Origin of the sequence: Candidatus Accumulibacter sp. ACC007, from assembly GCF_907163205.1 — a bacterium.
Taxonomy (GTDB): Bacteria; Pseudomonadota; Gammaproteobacteria; order Burkholderiales; family Rhodocyclaceae; genus Accumulibacter; species Accumulibacter regalis.
In genome coordinates, this window is the sequence record NZ_CAJQUD010000003.1 from 289087 (window position 1) to 308324 (window position 19238).

The 19238-nt window shown below is 64.3% G+C and carries 11 protein-coding genes; 9 read left to right on the plus strand and 2 right to left on the minus strand.

Features of this window, described 5'->3' with window-relative positions; genetic code table 11:
* Positions 1–55: 55 nt before the first annotated feature.
* Entirely contained in the window at positions 56–3931 is a 3876-nt protein-coding gene (locus QZ634_RS12120; protein ID WP_291988669.1) for a DUF3683 domain-containing protein, read from the minus strand.
* A gap of 332 nt (positions 3932–4263) precedes the next feature.
* On the opposite strand from QZ634_RS12120, the gene QZ634_RS12125 reads away from it, so the two are divergent.
* From QZ634_RS12125 to QZ634_RS12155, 7 genes are all read left to right on the plus strand, one after another.
* Positions 4264–5514, plus strand: a complete 1251-nt coding sequence (locus QZ634_RS12125; protein WP_291988671.1) for a cation:proton antiporter — start codon at positions 4264–4266, stop codon at positions 5512–5514.
* A 2-nt stretch (positions 5515–5516) separates the two neighbouring features.
* Entirely contained in the window at positions 5517–6647 is a 1131-nt protein-coding gene (locus QZ634_RS12130) for a YbdK family carboxylate-amine ligase (protein WP_291988673.1), read from the plus strand.
* Between the two features lie 81 nt (positions 6648–6728).
* Positions 6729–8240: a threonine ammonia-lyase, biosynthetic gene (ilvA, locus tag QZ634_RS12135; RefSeq protein WP_291988741.1), complete on the plus strand. Its 1512-nt coding sequence runs from the start codon at positions 6729–6731 to the stop codon at positions 8238–8240.
* A gap of 134 nt (positions 8241–8374) precedes the next feature.
* Complete coding sequence (gene cysK / locus QZ634_RS12140; RefSeq protein WP_291988743.1) at positions 8375–9307, plus strand: cysteine synthase A; 933 nt, start codon at positions 8375–8377, stop codon at positions 9305–9307.
* A 13-nt stretch (positions 9308–9320) separates the two neighbouring features.
* Positions 9321–10502 carry a PatB family C-S lyase gene (locus QZ634_RS12145; protein WP_291988675.1) on the plus strand — a complete coding sequence of 394 codons (1182 nt, stop codon included), beginning with the start codon at positions 9321–9323 and terminating at the stop codon, positions 10500–10502.
* A 263-nt stretch (positions 10503–10765) separates the two neighbouring features.
* The gene (locus tag QZ634_RS12150) at positions 10766–12019 is read left to right on the plus strand and encodes an ISL3 family transposase (RefSeq protein WP_291988725.1); all 1254 of its coding nucleotides are present in this window, start codon (positions 10766–10768) and stop codon (positions 12017–12019) included.
* A gap of 9 nt (positions 12020–12028) precedes the next feature.
* Positions 12029–15577, plus strand: a complete 3549-nt coding sequence (locus QZ634_RS12155) for an EAL domain-containing protein (RefSeq protein WP_291988677.1) — start codon at positions 12029–12031, stop codon at positions 15575–15577.
* On the opposite strand, the gene QZ634_RS12160 is transcribed toward QZ634_RS12155, so the two are convergent.
* Positions 15574–16197 carry a 5-formyltetrahydrofolate cyclo-ligase gene (locus QZ634_RS12160; protein WP_291988679.1) on the minus strand — a complete coding sequence of 208 codons (624 nt, stop codon included), beginning with the start codon at positions 16195–16197 and terminating at the stop codon, positions 15574–15576. The genes QZ634_RS12155 and QZ634_RS12160 overlap by 4 nt on opposite strands.
* A gap of 5 nt (positions 16198–16202) precedes the next feature.
* On the opposite strand from QZ634_RS12160, the gene QZ634_RS12165 reads away from it, so the two are divergent.
* Together QZ634_RS12165 and QZ634_RS12170 are read left to right on the plus strand one after the other, a co-directional pair.
* Positions 16203–18200: a lytic transglycosylase domain-containing protein gene (locus QZ634_RS12165; protein WP_291988681.1), complete on the plus strand. Its 1998-nt coding sequence runs from the start codon at positions 16203–16205 to the stop codon at positions 18198–18200.
* Positions 18201–18240: 40 nt separating this feature from the next.
* Complete coding sequence (locus QZ634_RS12170) at positions 18241–19206, plus strand: complex I NDUFA9 subunit family protein (RefSeq protein WP_291988683.1); 966 nt, start codon at positions 18241–18243, stop codon at positions 19204–19206.
* The last annotated feature ends 32 nt before the right edge of the window (positions 19207–19238 follow it).

Here is a 19238-nt window from a genome sequence, read left to right on the forward strand (position 1 = left end):
GAAAGCTTCGCGCAAGCTTCGCCGCCGATCACCCACCATCCGTATCGCCCACGCGCTAAAGCAGCACCCGCTCGATGCCGCCATTGTTGGCCCGGCTGACGTAGCGCGCCAGCCAGTCTTCGCCAAGCAGGCGTTTGACCATTTCGACGACGATGTAATCGGCCTCGGTAGCGCTGTCGTCGTTGTAGCGCGACAGCCCTTGCAGGCACGACGGGCAGGATGTGAGGATCTTGATCGGGCCGGCAAAACCGTCTGCCCGCTGCCTTTCGACGCCGCCGGCGATCTCCTCCTGTTTGCGGAAGCGCACTTGCGTCGACACGTCGGGACGGGTCACGGCCAGGGTTCCTGACTCGCCGCAGCAACGCGCGGAGAGCTCGACCGGCTGCGCCATCAGGCGGTTGACCACCTTGATGCCGGGCATGGTTCGCATCGGCGCGTGGCAGGGGTCGTGGTACAGGTAGCGGCTGCCGCTGACGCCGTCGAGGCAGACGCCTTTTTCCAGTAGGTACTCATGAATATCAAGCAGGCGGCAACCGGGAAAGATCTGCTCGAAGTGGTATTTTTCCAGCTGGTCCATACAGGTGCCACAGGAAACGATGACGGTCTTGATATCCAGGTAGTTCAAGGTATTGGCGACGCGGTGGAAGAGCACGCGGTTGTCGGTGATGATCGTCTGCCCCTGGTCGGCCTCGCCAGCAGCGGTCTGCGGATAGCCACAGCACAGATAGCCGGGCGGCATAACGGTTTGCGCGCCGATCTCGTAGAGCATCGCCTGCGTTGCCAGGGCAACCTGCGAAAACAGCCGCTCGGAGCCGCAGCCCGGGAAATAGAAAACGGCGTCGCCGTCGTAGTCCGGCGCGCTGACCTTGTGCGGATCGCGGATGATCGGCACAATCTTGTCGTCCTCGATGTCGAGCAGGGCACGCGCAGTGCGTTTGGGTAGCCCGCCGGGCATCGGTTTGTTGATGAAGTGGATGATCTGCGAGCGGAGCTTTGGCGAACCGAGCGTCGCCGGCGGCTGGCGCGTTTGCGCCTGAATCAGGCCCAGCGACTTCGCCGCCCGGTAAGCCAGGCGCTGTGCCCGATAGCCCCAGTCGATCATCAGCTTGCGGACCAGCTTGATGGTCGCCGGATCCTTGATTGTCAGAAAGGCCATGGCTGCCGCTTTCGCCGGCACGAACTTCTTCTTGCCCTGCTCGCGCAGCAGATTGCGCATGCGGATCGTGACATCGCCAAAGTCGATGTCGACCGGGCACGGGGTCAGGCACTTGTGGCAGATCGTGCAGTGATCGGCGACGTCGTTGAATTCGTCGAAGTGGCGTAGCGAAACGCCGCGCCGGGTCTGCTCCTCGTACAGAAATGCCTCGATCAGCAAGGACGTGGCGAGAATCTTGTTGCGCGGCGAGTAGAGCAGGTTGGCGCGCGGCACATGCGTCGAACAGACCGGCTTGCACTTGCCGCAACGCAGGCAGTCCTTGATCATCGCCGAGATGTGGCCGATTTCCGACTGCTCCATGATCAGCGACTCGGTGCCGAGCAGCGAGAACGATGGCGTGTAGGCATTGCTCAGGTCACCGCCGGGCAGCAACTTGCCCTTGTTGAAGTGGCCTTCCGGATCAACCCTGGCCTTGTAATCGCGAAAGGGCTGGATTTCGTCGTCGCTGAGGAATTCCAGCTTGGTAATGCCGATGCCGTGCTCGCCCGACACCACTCCGTCGAGCGCCCGGGCCAGGGCCATGATCCGCTCGACCACCGCATAGGCGGCCTGCAGCATTTCGTAGTCATCGGAGTTCACCGGAATATTGGTATGCACATTGCCGTCGCCGGCGTGCATGTGCAGGGCGACAAACAAGCGGCTGCGCAGCGTCTGCTGGTGAATCGCGGCGAGGCGCTCAACGACCGGCCGGTAGACGACGCCGTCGAAAATGCCTTCGAGCTGCGGTTTGAGCTCGCTCTTCCAGGAGACGCGTAGCGAGTAGTCCTGCAGGCGATGAAAGAGCGTCGGCCCGGGTGCGCGATTTTTCAGCTCGCCGCTGCTCAGGCCGCGCGTAGCGAACTGCGCTTCCGCTTCGTGCAGCGGCAGGTCGAGATTGTCGAGCAGCCACTGCCAGCGAGCGCGCACGATGGCCACCGCTTCCAGCGCTGCCAGCCGGCGTTCGCCGATCAGCAACTCCTGGTCGAGTTCGGCATCGCCACGATGCAAAGGCAGATCGCCGTGCAGGAAGTCGCTCAGCGAGTCGCACAGCGCCAGCTTGTTGCCGATCGACAGCTCGATGTTGATACGCTCGATGCCGTCGCAGTATTCGCCCATCCGCGGCAGCGGAATGACCACGTCCTCGTTGAGCTTGAAAGCGTTGGTGTGGCGTGAAATGGCGGCGGTACGCGAGCGATCGAGCCAGAATTTCCGGCGCGTTTCGGCGTCCACGGCAATGAAGCCTTCGGCGCCGCGCAGATTGCACAGGCGCACCACTTCCGACGCGGCGCTCATCACCGCCTTCTCGTCGTCGCCGACCAGGTCACCGATGAGCACCATTTTCGGTCGCCCGGCGTTTTCCGCCTTGCGCTTGGCCTTGGTGGCATAGCCGACGGCGCGCAGGTAGCGCTCGTCGAGGTGTTCGAGTCCGGCGAGCAGGACGCCGGCGTCCTGGCCGCCACCGCCAGGCGCGAAAAGATCGGTGATCTCGACGATCGCCGGCACCGCCTCGCGGACCTGGCCAAAAAACTCCAGGCAGACGGTGCGTGCATGTTGCGGCATGCGGTGCAGAACCCAGCGCGCGGCGACGATCAGGCCGTCCGTTCCCTCCTTCTGCACGCCCGGCAGGCCGGCCAGGAACTTGTCGGTAACGTCTTTGCCGAGACCCGCCTTGCGGAACCTTGGCCCCGGAATGTCCAGGATTTCCGGCTCGCCGTAGAGCGTCTTGCCGTCCTGACGAAAGCGCCTGATCTCGAAGCGCACGCTCTCCTGTTCGTGGATCTTGCCGAAGTTGTGGCCGATGCGCGTCACTTCCATCTCGTGACCGCTCGGGTCAACCAGCTTCCACCAGGCAAGGTTATCGACCGCCGTCCCCCAGAGCACCGCCTTCTTGCCGCCAGCATTCATCGCCACGTTGCCACCAATGCACGAGGCTTCGGCCGAAGTCGGGTCGACGGCGAACACCCGACCGGCGGCCGTCGCGGCCTCGGCGACGCGGGCCGTGACCACCCCGGCGCCGGTACGGATCGTCGCGTACGGGCGATCGCATCCGGGCAGCAGCGTTTCCTCGACGGCGCCGATATTGAGCAACTTCTCGGTGTTGATCACCGCCGAAAGCGGCGTCAGCGGAATCGCACCGCCGGTATACCCGGTACCGCCACCGCGCGGAATGATCGTCAGCCCGAGCTTGATGCACGCGCGTACCAGAGCGGCGATCTCTTCCTCACTGTCCGGGTTCACCACCACAAAGGGGTATTCGATGCGCCAGTCGGTGGCGTCAGTGACGTGCGAGACGCGCGCCAGGCCGTCGAAGGCAATATTGTCGCGGCGCGTATGCCGGGAAAGCGCTTTCCGGACCTTGCTGCGCAGCGTGGCCGTATGATCGAAATGGCGCTCGAAGGCATCCACCGCCGCCTCGGCCGCGACGAGCAGCTGCAAGACACGTTCGTTACCCTGGCGGCGCTTCTCGATCTCGCGCAGGCGATGGCGAAGTGCGCCGATCAGCGCCGTCCTCCGCTCACGGCTGGCGAGCAGATCGTCCTCCAGGTAGGGATTGCGCTGCACTACCCAGATATCTCCCAGCACTTCATAGAGCATGCGCGCCGAGCGACCGGTGACGCGTTCGGCACGCAACTGGTCAAGCAAGGCCCAGTTTTCCGAACCGAGCAGTCGAATAACGATCTCGCGGTCGGAAAACGACGTGTAGTTATAGGGGATCTCGCGCAGGCGTGCGTTCATTGAAACTCTCGGCTAGCGGCAAAAGGCGAATTCTAGCTTATTGCAGTGCAACAGCGATGGCCGCCGATCGGCGGCGCTGGCCACAGGCACCGCCGCGAGTGCGCTCGTTCTTGCCAGCCGGGCAGCAGCAAAAGGTTCCCCCCAGGGCCGTCGCAGCTCGGCTTCCTCGGGTATCCTGTCGCCATCAGCTTGGGAGGGCGCATGAGCAGGAATAGTTGTCGGGCGACTGGTTTCGCCAGCGAGCCGCGAACGCCCGGGCTGCGCGGCAAGCGTGACCAGCGCCTGACCACGGCGAAGCAGCCACGCGCGCGGACGCCAGGTCAGGCAAGGCCGTGCATCGCGCTCGTCAGGCGCGTGGCGCCGACGTCCCGGCTCGTGGGCCGGCCCACTTGATTCACGAAACGCTGCACGGGATCCTGGCCAGCGTTGCCTGGCCGGCGGCGATCGCCACCGCCTGGGTCGTCGGCGAACTCGCCTACCGTCTGCTGTCGCTGCCGCGAATCAGCAGTTATGGCATCGCCGGTTTCGCGATGGCGGCCAGCCAGGGGGGATTTCTCGATAACCCATCGGGAACGCCGGTCGCGCTGCTCGCACATTTTGCCTTCGGACTGATCCTTTTCGAACTCGGCTATCGCATCAACCTGCGCTGGCTGCGCGTCAACCCGTGGCTGGCCATCACCGGCGTGGCCGAAGCGGCCGGCAGCTTTGCGGCAGTGTTCATTCTGGCGCAGGCCTTCGCCCTGCCGATGGTGCCGTCGCTGCTGCTCGCCGCTCTGGCCATGGCCACGTCACCGGCAGCGGTACTGCGCGTGGCCAACGAACTGCAAAGCTCCGGCCAGGTCACCGAACGCCTGTTCCACCTCACCGCCTGCAACTGCGTGCTCTCGCTGTTCGTCTTCAAGGCTGTCGTCGGCTACTGGGTGCTGGCCAGCGCTGGCAGCGCCTTCGAGGCGGTGTGGAACAGCCTGGTGGTCATCGGCGTATCGGTCGCCATCGGCGCGGCCTTCGGTGTGGCCGTTCCGGCGCTGCTCCGCCAGCTCGGCAGGATTGACCGCAACGCGACCGTCGCCTTTGCCGCCGCAGCCCTGCTGCTGACCGCCGTAACGCACGCCTTCAAGTTCTCGCCGCTGCTGGCGGCACTGGCCTTCGGACTGGTCGCCCGGCACCGGCGAGCGATTCTCTCGCAGGCGCAGCGTAACTTCGGCACCCTCGGCGACCTGCTGACCGTGCTCCTGTTCGTTTTTATCGCCGCCTCACTCGACTGGCAGCAGGTGCGCAACGGACTGACGCTGGCGCTGGCGGTCATCGCGCTGCGTCTGGCCGTCAAGATGGCCGCGACGACGCTCTTCGCCCGTCCCAGCGGCATCACCTGGCGAAAAGGCGCGCTGACCGGACTGGCCATGACGCCGATGTCCGGCCTGGTCATCGTCCTGCTCGAGCAGACTCGCCACCTCAAGCTCTACGCCCTCGATCAGGTGGCCGGCCTGGCGGCGATCGTCCTGCTGCTTGAAGTGATTGGCCCGATCCTTACTCGCCAGGCGCTGGTCTGGGCCGGCGAAACGCACCCGCGCGAGGGTCGCTGAGCGTGGCCCTCAACGCCTTCAAGGCCAGCGAACCCCTGAGCATGGGAATCGAACTCGAATTGCAGCTGGTCAACTGGACCGACTTCGACCTTTCCGGCTCGGCCAGCGATCTGCTCCACCTGCTCGGTCACCGGACCTTCCCCGGCGACGTCAAGCCCGAGATCACCGAAAGCATGATCGAGATCTCGACCGCCGTGCATCACAGCCACGCCGAGCTGCTCGCCCAACTGCGCAGCATTCGCGACGCGCTGGTTCGCTCCGGCGACCGCCTCAACGTCGCCGTCTGCGGCGGTGGCACGCATCCTTTCCAGCGCTGGTCCGAGCGGCGCATTTTTCCCAACCCGCGCTTCAATCAGCTTTCAACCCTCTACGGCTATCTTGCCAAGCAGTTCACCGTCTTCGGACAACACATACATATCGGCTGCGCCAGCGCCAATGAAGCGCTCTACCTGCTGCATGCCCTGAATCGCTATGTACCCCACTTCATCGCCCTGTCCGCCTCGTCACCGTTCTTCCAGGGCGTCGACACCCAGTTCGACTCGGCGCGCCTCAATTCGGTCTTTGCCTTTCCCTTGAGCGGCCGTGCGCCCTTGATTTTCGACTGGCGGGAGTTCGCAGAACACTACTTCGCCAAGATGGAAAAAACCGGCGTGGTAAAGAGCATGAAGGACTTCTACTGGGACATCCGCCCGAAACCGGAGTACGGCACGATCGAGCTGCGTGTCTGCGATACGCCGCTCACCGTCGATCGCGCCGCGGCGCTGGCCGCTTACTTGCAGGCGCTCTGCCGCATGCTCCTGCAACGTGATGAAGCGCCGCCGGTCGAGGACGACTATCTGGTCTACAACTACAACCGTTTTCAGGCCTGCCGCTTCGGGCTCGACGGCGTCCTGGTGCATCCCAAGAGCAATGCGAGTCAGCTGCTGCGCGACGACATCCTTGCCACCCTGGTCCGCCTCGAGCCCCATGCCGCGGCCCTGGACAGCGTGACGGCACTCGATCAGCTGCGCCACGAAGTGATCGGTGAAGGCAACCACGCGAGCCTGCTTCGCCAGCACTTCGCCAACGCCGGAAGCGTCCAGGGAGTGGTCGATGCGGCGGTAACCCTCTTCCGGCGGGGAAGAAGCAGGTAGTCGAAGGCCCGCGAAGTGATCGGCGACCGCTTCACCTGCTAGAATCCGCGGTTTCCCTTGCCGCACACTCCCGCCGCCATCATGCCCATGGACTACCTCGAAAGAATTCTCAACGCGCAGGTCTACGACGTGGCAAGCGAAACGCCGCTTGATTTCGCGCCCGGCCTTTCGGCGCGTACCGGCAACCGTATACTGCTCAAGCGGGAAGACCTGCAACCGGTTTTTTCCTTCAAGCTGCGCGGCGCCTACAACAAGATCTTTCATCTCTCGGCGGAGAAGCTGAAACGTGGGGTGATCTGCGCGTCGGCCGGCAATCATGCCCAAGGCGTGGCGCTGGCGGCGGCCAAGGTCGGCTGTCGAGCGGTGATCGTCATGCCGACCACGACGCCGCAGATCAAGGTGCAGGCGGTACGGGCCTTCGGCGGTGAAGTGGTGCTGGTCGGGGAGTCGTTCGACGACGCCTACGCGCACGCCCGCGAACTGGAAAAGAGCGAAAAACTGAGCTTCGTGCACCCTTTTGACGACCCGGAGGTGATCGCCGGCCAGGGGACGATAGGCATGGAAATCCTCCGCCAGCACGGCAAGCCGATCCATGCCGTATTCTGCTGTGTCGGTGGCGGCGGGCTGATTTCCGGCGTTGCCGCGTACATCAAGCGGGTCCGGCCGGAGACCCGAATCATCGGGGTTGAAGCCAGCGACGCCGACGCCATGGCGCGCTCGCTGGCGGCCGGCAAGCGCGTGCGGCTCGACCATGTCGGCCTGTTTGCCGACGGTGCGGCGGTCAAATACGTCGGCGAGGAGACCTTCCGCCTCTGCCAGATGTACGTCGATGAAATGGTCCTGGTAAACACCGACGCCATTTGTGCGGCGATCAAGGACGTCTTCGAGGACACCCGCGCGGTCCTCGAACCGGCGGGCGCGCTGGCGGTAGCCGGCGCCAAGGAATACGCCCGCGCGCACAAATTGAAAGACAAGACGCTGGTCGCCATCGCCTCCGGCGCCAACCTCAACTTCGACCGTCTGCGCTTCGTTGCCGAACGCGCCGAACTGGGCGAACAACGCGAAGCCGTCTTTGCCGTGACCCTGCCCGAGAAACCCGGTGCCTACAAGCGATTCGTGTCGTTGATCGGGTCGCACAACATCACCGAGTTCAACTACCGCTACAACGACCAGCGCGACGCACACGTCTTCGTCGGCATCCAGGTCAGTTCCCGCGCCGAATCGATAAAGCTGCTCGAACAGCTGCACAGGCACGATTATCCGGCCCTCGATCTGACCGACGACGAAATGGCCAAGGGGCACATTCGCCATCTGGTTGGCGGCCACTCGCCACGCATCAGCAACGAGCTTCTTTACCGTTTCGAGTTTCCCGAGCGCCCTGGCGCGCTGATGAAGTTTCTCAACAGCATGAGCGCCGGCTGGAACATCAGTCTCTTTCACTACCGCAACCACGGCGCCGACTACGGGCGAGTACTGGTCGGCATGCAGGTACCGCCGAGTGAAATGAACGAATTCGAGGACTTCCTGAAGAAGGTCGGCTACGCCCACTGGAACGAGACCAACAACCAGGCGTACAAGCTGTTCCTGGGCTAGTTTCACGCCGCAGACACGCGTAGCGGTGATAGGCTTGGCCGGAAACGCCAGCGGCCTTGACCTCTCACACGCCGCTGTTCGTTCCCGAGCCGGTCCAGACACCGCACACTTTCGAGGAGATCATCGAGATGCCCATGAACATCGTCAACGACGTCACCGGCCTGATCGGCAATACGCCACTGGTCAGGCTGCATCGAATCACTACCGGCATCGAAGGCACCATCGCCGCCAAGCTGGAGTTCTGCAATCCGGCGCACAGCGTCAAGGATCGCATCGCCATGGCTATGATCGACACCGCGCAGGCGGCAGGCCGGATCGGCCCGGAGACGATCGTTCTTGAACCGACCTCGGGCAACACCGGCATCGGTCTGGCGATGGTCTGCGCGGCGCGCGGGATCAAGTGCTGCTTCGTGATGCCGGAAACGATGAGCCGTGAGCGCCGCCTGCTGCTCAAGGCTTACGGGGCCGAACTGGTCCTCACGCCCGGGCCGGACGGCATGGGCGGCGCCATCAGCCGCGCCGAAGCCATGGCCGCCGCCGATTCGCGCTACTACATCCCGCAGCAGTTCGAGAACCCGGCCAACCCGGCGATACACCGCACGACGACGGCCGAAGAAGTGTGGCGTGACACGCATGGCCAGGTCGACATTTTCGTCGCCGGCGTCGGCACCGGCGGCACGATTACCGGCGTCGGCGAAGTGCTCAAGGAGAGGAAGCCCGGCGTGCAGGTGATCGCCGTCGAGCCCGACGCTTCGCCGGTGCTTTCCGGTGGAACGAAGGGGCCGCATCCGATCCAGGGCATCGGCGCTGGCTTCGTGCCGAAGGTGCTCAACACCGCGATCTACGACGAAGTGCTGCGCGTCAGCGCGGACGACGCTTTCGCCACCGCCCGCAGAATGGCGACGGAAGAAGGCCTGCTCGTCGGCATTTCTTCCGGGGCCGCGGTATGGGCGGCGATGGAAGTCGCGCGGCGGCCGCAGAACGCGGGCAAGCTGACCGTCGTCGTCATCCCCTCTTTCGGTGAACGCTACCTGTCGACGGCCCTCTTTGCGGACCTCGAAGTCTGAGCGCATTGTGCCGATGCTGCCGGTGAGTGATTTCGTCTTCGACCGCGTCATCGACCGTCGCCACGGCGACTCGCTGAAGTGGAACCGCTACGCTGACCGCGACGTGCTCCCCCTGTGGGTTGCCGACATGGATTTTGCGGCGCCGCCGGCGATCATCAGCGCCCTTGAAAAACGCGTCGCCCACGGCTGTTTCGGCTACGCAGAGGCGACACCGCCGCTGCTCGCTGCCGTCCTCGGGCATCTGCAGCGCGCCTACGACTGGCAGATCGAGGCCGACTGGCTGGTCTGGCTGCCGGGGCTGGTCAGCGGGCTCAACGTCGCCTGCCGCGCGGTCGACGGCGACGTGTTGACGGCTACGCCGATCTATCCGCCGTTCCTCTCGGCACCCGGCCTGGCCGGCAAGGAACTGGCCACCGCCGCGCTGCAGCAACTTGGCGGCCGCTGGGTGTGGGATTTCGCCGCCTTGCAGAGAGCGCTGACGCCGAGCAGCCGCCTGCTGCTGCTCTGCCACCCGCACAACCCGGTGGGGCGCGCCTGGGACGATGAGGAACTCGCCCAGATCGCGGCCTTCTGCAAACGCCACCAGCTGATCGTCTGTTCCGACGAAATCCACTGCCAGTTGCTGCTCGACCGGCACCTGCGACACCGGCCACTGGCGATGATCGACGCCGACATCGCCGAGCGCAGCATCACCCTGATGGCGCCGTCGAAAACCTACAACATTCCCGGCCTCGGTTGCGCTTTCGCGGTCATTCCCAACGCTGCGCTGCGGCGTCGCTTCAAGGCGACGATGCACGGCATCGTCCCGCATGTGAATGCCCTTGGCCTGGCGGCAACGGAAGCCGCCTATCGCGACTGCGACGACTGGCAACAGGCGCTGCTCGCCGTTCTGCGCGACAACCGCGACCGGGTGGCGGCGGTACTCGGCGACATCCCGGGTCTGAGCGTGAACCAGGTCGAGGCGACCTACCTGGCGTGGATCGACGCGCGCGCCCTCGGCGTCCGCGACGCCGCGGCTTTTTTCGAGAACGCCGGCGTCGGCCTGTCCAATGGCGCTGATTTTGGCCTTCCCGGCTGGTTGCGACTCAATTTCGGGTGTCCGCGCGCGACGCTGGATGCGGCACTCGAGCGCATGCTCAGTGCCTGTGCGGCCTTGCCCGGGCGACCGCCACCGGCGAGAAGCGCATTGCTTTAGCCGAACCGCGCGCCTAGCATGCGAGACTCTGGGTGCCAACAAGGGCAATCGTCGTAAATGGGCTCTATGTCGTTTCGTGTGGAACCGGCGATGGGTTTCGCGTTTTGAGGGAGCGGTGATGTCAAGGGCGGACGCAGTCCGGGCGCAGCCGAACCCTTTACATCGCTGCCCGCTTGCTTACGCTTGCTCCGGGCCGAGGAAGGCAGTCTGCCGCCCTCGGCATGGAGGACAATGGCGGTCTTTCCTCTCGCGACCGGTTCCTCATGATTGAAACGCTGTTCACCCAGGCTCTGGGTCTCGTTGCTCCTTGGCAGGTAGCTGAGGTCATCTTCAAGCCAGAGTCCGGACGGATCGATTTCCAGGTCCGATTTGGCGCAGCCATTCATGCTTGCCCAGCTTGCGGTGCAGCGGCGCAGCCGCTGCACGACCGCTTGGCGCGCTCTTGGCGCCATCTGGATTTCTTCCAATACGAGGCCCACCTGCATGCCGAGGTGCCGCGAGTGGCCTGTGCCGGTTGCGGCAAGGTGACGCAGATCGCCGTGCCCTGGGCGCGTGAAGGCAGTCGCTTCACCCTGCTGTTCGAGGCCTTGACGCTGATGCTGGCGCCGACCATGTCGGTCTTGGCAGCTGGCCGACTGCTGCGCGTGCGCAGTCGCAGACTGTGGCGCGTGATCAATCATCATGTGGGCCGGGCGCGCGCCCAGGAAAGTCATGCCAGGGTTCGCGCGATCGGCGTCGATGAGACCGCCAGTAAACGCGGCCAGACGTATATCTCTGTTTTTTATGACCTCGACGCACAGCGTCTGCTGTTTGCCACACCGGGCCGGGACAAGGCCACGCTCGGGAAGTTCGCCAGCGACCTTACCGAGCATGGTGGCCAGCCCACCGCGATCACCCATGTCAGCATGGACATGAGCGGCTCGTTTCAGGCCGGCGCCGCCGAGCACTTTCCAGCAGCCGAGGTCTGCTTTGATCGCTTTCACGTCGTTGCTCTGAGCAGCACGGCGCTGGACGAGGTGCGACGCGCCGAGGTCAAGACCGCGCCCGAACTCAAAGGCACCCGCTGGGGCCTGCACAAGAAACCCGCCGACTGGACCGTCAAGCAAACCGACACCATGTACTGGTTGCAGCGCTCGAACCTCAAGACCGCACGGGCCTGGCGGATCAAGCAGGCGCTGCGCTCCATCTACGCCACCGCCACGACACCTGACGAAGCCAACCCCCTGCTCAAGCGCTGGCTCAGTTGGGCCAGCCGCTGCCGACTCGAACCCTTCAAGCGCCTCGGCCGGACGATCAGCAAGCATCTTCCTGGCGTCCTCAACGGTTTTCACCCCGGCAAGCACAATGGCCGGGTCGAAGCGATGAATCGAGCGCTCCAGGAGGCGCGCGCAAGGGCACGCGGCTATCGCCGCGTCGAAAACTTCATCGCCATGGCCTACCTCATCGCTGGAAAGCTCACTCATTTGCCCGCCTCGCCCTTCGCCCCATTCTTGCCCGTTCCACACGAAACGACCTAAACCCCGTAAATGGCATTCTCTTTTTTTTCACGCCGGCACGGGTCTGGCCGCGCAGCGATCCTGATCAGCGTCGCGCTGGCCGCTGCGGCGATAACCGGCTGGGTGAGCCGTTCGTTGTCGGACGCTGCCCAGGAACGCCTTGAACAACGCTTTCGCCAGGCAGCGGCAACGCGTGCCGACCTCGTCAGCCAGCGGATTGTCGATCAGCTGGACAACCTGACAACCTTGCAACGCCTGTTCAGCAGCGTTGAAACGGTCGATTGGCATGCTTTCGAGGCGTTCGCCGGACCAATGGTCGGCGAACGCGGCATACGCGGTTTTGGCTGGTTGCCCGTCGTCGAGGCGGCTGATCGCGACAGCTTCGAACGCCGCGCCCGCCGGATTTGGGGCGACTCCTTTGCGATCAGCGAACGCAACGCTGAAGGAGCGACACAGCCGGTAGGCGATCGCCCGCGCTATTTTCCGGTCCTCTATGCCGTCCCCTACGAGCCCAATCACCTGGCCATCGGGGTCAATCTGCACGCCGCGTCGAACCGCGGGCCGCTCATCGAGCAGGCGATTGATACCGGCCTGCAGGTGAGCAGCGATCTCGGCCCGCTCCTCATCGACCACCGACAGACCGATACCGTGGTCATCGTCGCACCCGTCTACCATGGCGGCAAAGCCCCCCCCACCCGCGACCAGCGGCGTGCCGCGATCAGGGGCATCGTCCTCGGTGTCCTGAGCATGAATCAGATGTTCGACGCCGCCAACGCCGGGGATACCGAAACCGGCCTGAACGTCTTCCTGGTCGACCAGACGCAGCCTGAGGAACGACAGCTGATTCGCGCCTGGACCCCAGCCGGGCAGCCTCCGGCGCAGCGAGCAAAGGCGGCGGCGATCGGCGGCTACCGCGTCGAGATCGAGATCGGACGGCGGCTGTGGTCGGTAGAGATAGAGGCTACGCCGGGCTGGCTGGAGCGCAATTATTCGCCGATGGTGCCTTACGTTCCGCTGCTCGGCGCGCTGTTCACCCTGCTCCTGCTGACCTACCTGCACACCGTGCTGAACCGGCGCGCGATGGCCGAGGAACTGGTCCGCGAGCGGACCGCCGACCTCCTCGAAAGGCAGAACTCATACCGGACGCTGGTCGAGAATCTGCCGGTGATCATCAGTCGCTACGACGCTCAGTATCGCCACCTGTTCACCAACGCCTCCTTCGAACGTTCGCTGGGCCTTGAACCAGGCAGCGTTCTCGGAAAGACCGTGCGCGAGGTGTTCGCCGACTTCCCCGATCTGGACGCGGCGTTGATCGAGCGCTGGGAGCGTGCGCTGGCAGCAGTCTATGAAACCAACTGTGCGCAGCAGATCGAGTTCGGTTTTCCGACGCTGCACGGTCCACGCTTCTTCGACGGCGTTCTGGTCCCGGAACACACCAAACCAACTGGCGAGACAAGCGTCCTCGGCATTTTCCACGAGATCACCGAACGCCACATGGCCGAGGCCTGGGCACGCAAGCTCTCGCTGGTCGTCGAGCAGAACCCGGCCACGATCATCATTACCGATACCCAGGGGCGTATCGAATACGTCAACGACAAGTTCGTCGAAACGACCGGTTACGCCAAGGATGAGGTCATCGGCCAGACTCCGGCCATACTCAAATCAGGACGTACGGCAGCGGCCACCTACGCCGACCTGTGGGCAAAGCTCAAGGCCGGCGACACCTGGCATGGCGAGTTCGAGAACAGACGTCGCGACGGCTCGCTGTATCACGAACGCGCCATAGTCGCACCGGTCGAGGACAGTCAGGGTCGCACCACCAACTTTGTCGCCATCAAGGAGGATGTCAGCGAGTTGCGGCAGATGATCGACCGTCTGCACGAAAGCGAAAGCCGCTTCCGCGGCGTCGTGTCGGCGATGGCCGAAGGGCTGATGCTGTGGTCGCAGGCGGGAAAACTGATATTTGCCAACCCGGCCGCCGAAGAAATTTTCGCCGACTCGCAGGGAACGTTTTCCGGCGGCGTTTCGCTGGCTGCCGGCACGACCAGGCTGCGCGAAGATGGAACACCTTTTGCCAGCGAGGACTGGCCCTGGGTGATCGCCATCCGCGAAGCCTGCGAAGTGCGCGAAATGGTAATGGGATTGCGCGCCGCCGACGGCGGCGTGCGCTGGATATTGATCAATGCCTCGCCCTTGTGCACCGGCACGGCGACGCAGGCCAACGCCGCCGTAGCCACATTTACCGACATCACCGAGCGCAAGGCAGCGCAGCAACGCGCCGAATTCCTGGCCCACCACGATCCGCTGACCGGTTTGCCCAACCGCCTGCTCCTGCGCGACCGCCTCGAGCAGGCTCTGGCGCTGGCCAGGCGGTCGCACGGCCGCGTCGCCCTGATGTTCCTCGACCTCGACCGCTTCAAGACGATCAACGACTCGCTCGGCCACCCGGTTGGCGACAAATTGCTCCAGGCTGTCGTCGCCCGGCTCGGCACCTGTGTGCGCGAATCCGACACCATCAGCCGACAGGGCGGCGACGAGTTCCTGATCGTCCTCAGGGACGCGGGCGACAGCGAGTCGGTGTCGCGGCTGGCGGACAAGATCCAGCAGCGCATGGGTGAGCCGTTTCTGATCGGCCAGCACGCCTTGTCCACCTCGTTCTCGATCGGTATTTCGCTCTTTCCCGACGATGGCGACGATTTCGACAGCCTGACGCAGAAGGCCGACACGGCCATGTATCACGCCAAGCACTCCGGCCGCAACGCGCACCGCTTCTTCACCGAGCAGATGAACGTCCAGGCGGTCGAGCACATGCATCTCGAAACTCGTCTGCGGCGGGCACTCGAGCGTTCCGAATTCGTCCTGCACTATCAGCCGCAGATCGATCTGGCTTCGGGCGCGATCGTCGGCGTCGAAGCGCTGGTGCGCTGGCAGAGCCCGGATCACGGATTGGTCGCGCCGGCCAAGTTCATCCCGATTGCCGAAGAGACGGGTCTGATCGTGCCGCTCGGCAAGTGGGTCCTCGGCGAAGCCTGCCGTCAGGCGAGCGCCTGGCAGGCGGCCGGGTTGCCGCCCTTCAGCGTCGCGGTCAACCTTTCCGGCGTGCAGTTCCGGCGCAGCGATCTGCTCGAAACGGTGATCAACTCGCTGGTCCTCGCCGACCTCGACTCCCAATGGCTGGAACTCGAACTGACCGAGTCGATCCTGATTCACGACGCTGAAGCCACGCTCGAAACTGCCCGCCGCCTGAAGGCGATCGGCGTCAAACTATCCGTAGACGATTTCGGTACCGGCTACTCGAGCCTTGCTTACCTGAAACGTTTCGCGGTGGACAAACTGAAGATCGCCCGCCCCTTCGTCCGCGACCTGGTCAGCAACGCCGACGATGCGGCAATCGTTCGCGCCATCGTTCAGATGGCGCACGCGCTCAAGCTGCGCGCGATCGCCGAGGGTGTCGAGGATGCCGAGGTCGCCGAGCAGCTGCGTCTCTGTCAATGCGACGAAATCCAGGGTTACTGGATAGCGCGCCCGATGCCTGCCGATGCGCTGGCAGCCTTCGTTCTCGGCCGCCAGCCAGCCTAGCGCAACGGCCGGAAGATACCGGCTTCGGTAACCACCGCGTCGAGTGGCTGGTCGTGCGGCTGGGGAACGATGGTGTCCAGCCGGCCCAGTTCGAATCCCACCCCGACCACCAGGGGTCGCGGCGAGAGCAAGGCCAGGGTGCGGTCGAAATAACCCCCCCCGTAGCCGAGGCGGTAGCCGGCGAGGTCGAAGCCATTCACCGGCAACAACAGCGCCTCGGGAATCAGAAAGTCACCGCCAGCCGGGGTTGGAATGCCATAGCGATCGGCGAACATGACGCTGTCCGCGGACCAGGCGCGAAATGCCAACGCCTGCTGTTCGTCGATGACCACCGGCAGCAAGGCGCTGAAGCCTTGCTTGCCCGCACTGGCCCATTCCTCGATCAACGGCCTGAGATCGGCTTCATTCTTCAGCGGCCAGCAGAAACCCACGGCCAGCGCCGACAAATGCGGGAAGCCGTCACGCAAGTGCGCGCAGACCCGGCCGGAGAGTTGCGCGCACTGCTCGGCAGTCAGCGCCAGGCGGCGATCGAGCAGGCTCTTGCGCAATGCGCTACGCGCCGCCAGGCGCTCGCCGACCGGTCCGTCGACAGCGATTGCCGATATTGGTCCGGCAGCCATGTGATATGCTCAAAACGAATATTTTCAGGGAAATCCAGCTTACCATGAAGTTTCGCGACACCCTCCGCCACACCATCCTGGTCGTCCTCGGCAGCTGGATTCTGACGCCGCTCGGCGCCGTCGCGACGGACGCAGACGAGCAGTTTCTCGCCGCCCGCAGCGCCGCTCGTAACGGCGACAGAGTCCGCCTCGAGCAACTGGCGTCGACGCTGCAGGGTTACGAACTGGCGGCCTATGTCGATTACTGGCAGCTTCTCCTCGACTTGAAGGAGGCCGATCCGGCGACCGTCGCCGCTTTCCTGAACCGGCACCAGAACACCTACGTCGCCGAGAAGTTGCGCACGGACTGGCTCCGGCAAACCGCCAAGCAGCAGCAATGGGCGGCCTTTGACGTCGAGTTCGCGGGTCTGCTGCAAGCTCCTCCGCAGGATCTTGCCTGCTATTCGCTGCAGAGCAGGCGCGCACGGGGCGACCCGACCATGCTCGACGATGCCTTGCCGCTGTGGTTGACCCTGCTCGAGCCGCCGGAACCCTGCTACCCGGTGCTGGAGCTACTGATCCTCGAAAAGCGCGTCCTCGCCGACGCCGTCTGGGCGCGCATCCGCAACCAGTTCGAGGCCAACAAGACCACGGCGGCGGCGTACAGCATGAACTACCTGCCGCCCAGCCAGACGCCGGACAAGAAGTTGGCGCAAACGATCATCGGCGCACCGCTGCCCTGGCTGATCAGATTGCCGGGCGACTTTTCCGGCAATCGCATGCAACGCGAGCTGGCCGTCCTCGGTATCCAGCGCATCGCCCGCAACGACCCACGCATGGCTGCACAGCAACTGCAGCGGATAGCGCCTTCGCTGAACAAGGATCAACAGGCCTGGGCATGGGCCCAGATCGGCCGCCAGGCGGCGCAGAACCACATGCCAGAGGCCAGCGAGTGGTATCGGCAGGCGGGTGATGCGCCACTTTCGGACGACGTGGCGGAGTGGAAGGTCCGCGCGGCGCTACGCGCACAGGACTGGGGCGCCGTGCGCTCGACGATCGAAGCGATGCCGCCGGAACTTGCCGCGCAGCCGGCCTGGATCTACTGGCTGGGCCGCGCCTACCGCGCCGGCGGTCGACTTGCCGAAGCGAATGCGCTGTTCATGAAAATCGCCGGACAACCCGACTTTTATGGCAACCTGGCCAGTGACGACCTCGGCCAGCCGATTGCACCACCACCGCAGGCGTCACCACCGAGCAAGGAAGAATTGGCCACCGTTCACGCCAATCCCGGCGTGCAACGCGCACTGGCCTTCTTCCGCCTCAATCTGCGCTCGGAAGCTGTCCGCGAATGGAACTGGGCCCTGCGCGGAATGAGCGACAGGGAACTGCTGACCGCATCCGCGATCGCCTTGCGTGCCGACATCTACGACCGCGCGATTGCCGCGGCCGACCGTACGCGCAGTGAACACGACTACTCGCTGCGCTACCTGGCACCGTTTGGCGATCAGGTGCGGCCGGCAGCACGCAACCAGGCGCTCGACGACGCCTGGGTGTATGGCCTGATGCGCCAGGAGAGCCGCTTCGTCACAAATGCGCGTTCGGGTGCCGGTGCTTCCGGTCTGATGCAGCTGATGCCGGCCACCGCCAAATGGGTTGCCGGCAAGATTGGTCTCAAGGATTACCACCAGGGCAAGGTCAACGACACCGAAATCAACCTGCTGCTCGGTACCAGCTACATGCGGCTGGTGCTCGAGAGCCTCGACAATCACCCGGTGCTCGCCTCCGCGGCCTACAACGCCGGGCCGGGTCGGGCGCGCAGATGGCGCGCCGACGTGCCGCTGGAAGGGGCTATCTATGCGGAAACGATTCCTTTCGGCGAAACCAGGGACTACGTCAAGAAGGTGATGAGCAATTCGGTCTATTACTCGGCACTGTTCGACGGCCGACCGCAAACGCTCAAGAACCGGCTCGGAGTAATCGCTCCCCGCACCGGCGGCGAAGCCAAGGGCGAGGATTTGCCTTAGAATCATGCTTTCTCGACACTCATTTCACCGGTAGGACCCTATGGAACTCAAGAACGTGCTGTTGATCGGCGGCAGTGGTTTTGTCGGCGGTTGGATTGCCAGCTGCCTTTCGCAACGCGGCGTACGGGTGACGATCGCTACCCGCCACCGTGACAACACCAAGAAGCTGATCATGCTGCCGACCGTCGAGATGGTCGAAGTCAAGGTGAACGATTCACAGGCCCTCGTCGAACTGATGCGCGGCCAGGACGCCGTCATCAACCTGGTCGGCATACTCCACGACAAGGATTCGCGCCTGCCTTACGGCAAGGGTTTCGCCGCGGCACATGTCGACCTGCCGAGGAACATTGTCGCGGCCATGAAACAAAGCGGCGTCCGGCGCCTGGTGCACATGAGCGCGCTGAATGCAGCCGGCGACGGGGCATCGGAGTATCTGCGCTCGAAGGGTGAAGGAGAAGCCGTGGTCGGGGCGGCCATGGACGAACTGGAGATCACGGTATTTCGACCGTCGGTGATTTTCGGCCCGGGTGACGCTTTCCTCAACATGTTTGCCAAATTGCTCAAACTGTTCCCGATTTTCCCGCTCGGCGGCGCCTCCGCGCGCTTCCAGCCGGTCTTTGTTGGCGACGTGGCGAAGGCTTTCTGCGACAGCCTCAACGATCGCAACACCTTTGGCCAGACTTACGACCTCTGTGGTCCTAAGGTCTACACGCTGCGTGAGCTGGTCGAGTACACGGCCCAACTGGTCGGCAAGCGACGGCGCATCATTGATCTTGGCAACGGCGGCTGGGCCTACCTGCAGGCCGGCCTGCTGTGGCTGCTGCCGAACCCGCCGATGTCGCCGGACAACCTGCGTTCGATGGACGTCGACAGCGTCAGCGATGGCGCACACGACTATCCTGGCTGGCAGCCAACGGCCCTTGAAGCAGTGGCGCCGACCTACCTGTCGCCAGCAGAGCAGGGGCAGGTTCGCCTGGATCGCTATCGCCTCCGTGCCGGTCGCTGAGCTGGCTGGCGCGCCGCGCTAAGCGCCGGCCA

Coding starts and splice junctions, on each gene's coding strand:
- ilvA (WP_291988741.1), top strand. CDS start 6,729: ATGCCCATGGACTACCTCGAAAGAATTCTCAACGCGCAGGTCTACGAC.
- QZ634_RS12145 (WP_291988675.1), top strand. CDS start 9,321: ATGCTGCCGGTGAGTGATTTCGTCTTCGACCGCGTCATCGACCGTCGC.
- QZ634_RS12170 (WP_291988683.1), top strand. CDS start 18,241: ATGGAACTCAAGAACGTGCTGTTGATCGGCGGCAGTGGTTTTGTCGGC.
- QZ634_RS12150 (WP_291988725.1), top strand. CDS start 10,766: ATGATTGAAACGCTGTTCACCCAGGCTCTGGGTCTCGTTGCTCCTTGG.
- QZ634_RS12155 (WP_291988677.1), top strand. CDS start 12,029: ATGGCATTCTCTTTTTTTTCACGCCGGCACGGGTCTGGCCGCGCAGCG.
- QZ634_RS12160 (WP_291988679.1), bottom strand. CDS start 16,197: ATGGCTGCCGGACCAATATCGGCAATCGCTGTCGACGGACCGGTCGGC.
- QZ634_RS12120 (WP_291988669.1), bottom strand. CDS start 3,931: ATGAACGCACGCCTGCGCGAGATCCCCTATAACTACACGTCGTTTTCC.
- cysK (WP_291988743.1), top strand. CDS start 8,375: ATGAACATCGTCAACGACGTCACCGGCCTGATCGGCAATACGCCACTG.
- QZ634_RS12165 (WP_291988681.1), top strand. CDS start 16,203: ATGCTCAAAACGAATATTTTCAGGGAAATCCAGCTTACCATGAAGTTT.